The following is a 1,230-nucleotide window of genomic DNA, read 5'->3' as shown; positions in this document are numbered from 1 at the left end:
TGAAGCGTACTTGATGCGCCAAGAACTCACCAACCTCCTCGGCAGGTTTGAAAGCGCCCTGACAGCAGCTAATTCAGCTAATACGCCTGTTAATCTCAATGCTGCTACCCCCCCTCAACTGGTAGCGGCAAGCAACAGTGTCGGCGGCCCGGCAGCCAGCCGCCCGCCTGTTCTGCAAGGATCAACGGTGCGGGCGATCACCTCTGCGCGGCAGGTTTTGCAAACTTTCGACCAACTTCTGCAAGAGCAAAAGTACGCGGAAGCTAGACAGCAGTGGGTGCAGGCGCGGCAGTTGCTGTGGCAAAATTACCCCCAGGAAGGGCAGCGGGTTGGGGCGGAAATTCGCGCGGTTTGGCTCGATCGCGGTACGATCGTCGCAGCGCGATCACAACAAGGTTTGGCCTCCGTGTTCGATCGGCTCGCCGCCGCCGGTATCAACACCGTTTTCTTTGAAACATTGAATGCCGGATATACGATTTATCCCAGTCAAGTTGCACCCCAACAAAATCCCCTGACTGTTGGCTGGGACCCCCTGGCATCTGCCGTTAAATTAGCTCACGAGCGAGGCATGGAACTGCACGCTTGGGTTTGGGTTTTTGCCACAGGAAATAAGCGCCACAATACTTTAATTGGCAAGCCTAGTTCTTATCCAGGCCCTGTGCTTTCCGCTCATCCAGATTGGGCAAATATTGACAATAAAGGACGCACACAACATCCTAACGATGGTAAATTTTATCTCGATCCCGCGAACCCCGAAGCGCGTAATTATTTACTGCGAATTGTCAGCGAAATTGCCAATAACTACAAAGTAGATGGAGTGCAATTAGACTATATTCGCTATCCTTTTCAAGATGACAATGCGGGTTTTACTTACGGTTACGGTATGGCGGCGAGGCAGCAATTTAAGCAGTTGACTGGTGCAGATCCGGTGAATATTTCGCCGAGTTCCGGCAGTTTGTGGCGACAGTGGGTTGAGTTTAAAACTAATCAAATTAATACTTTTGTAGCTGAAGTTTCTCAGCTTTTGCGCTCAAATTATCCGCGCACTATTCTGTCGGTGGCCGTGTTTCCGCACCCGGAAAGTCAGCGGATTTACAAAATTCAGCAAAATTGGGAAGTTTGGGCTCGTCAAGGCATTGTAGATTTGATTGTGCCGATGACTTATGCTTTGGATACGAACCGACTTCAGCGTATCACCGAACCGTTGGTAAAGGAACAAATGCTCGGTTC

1 protein-coding gene is annotated in these 1,230 nt (G+C 50.6%); it reads left to right on the top strand.

Annotated elements, in window-relative coordinates:
- A partial coding sequence (locus ACUVJL_RS12785) for a glycoside hydrolase family 10 protein (protein ID WP_445246191.1) occupies window positions 1-1,230 on the top strand: 1,230 nt, incomplete at both ends.

Origin of the sequence: Microcoleus sp. OTE_8_concoct_300, from assembly GCF_031383065.1 — a bacterium.
Taxonomy (GTDB): Bacteria; Cyanobacteriota; Cyanobacteriia; order Cyanobacteriales; family Microcoleaceae; genus Microcoleus.
The sequence above is the reverse complement of the archived record's forward strand: the minus strand, read 5'-3'. Positions and strand labels throughout refer to the sequence as shown.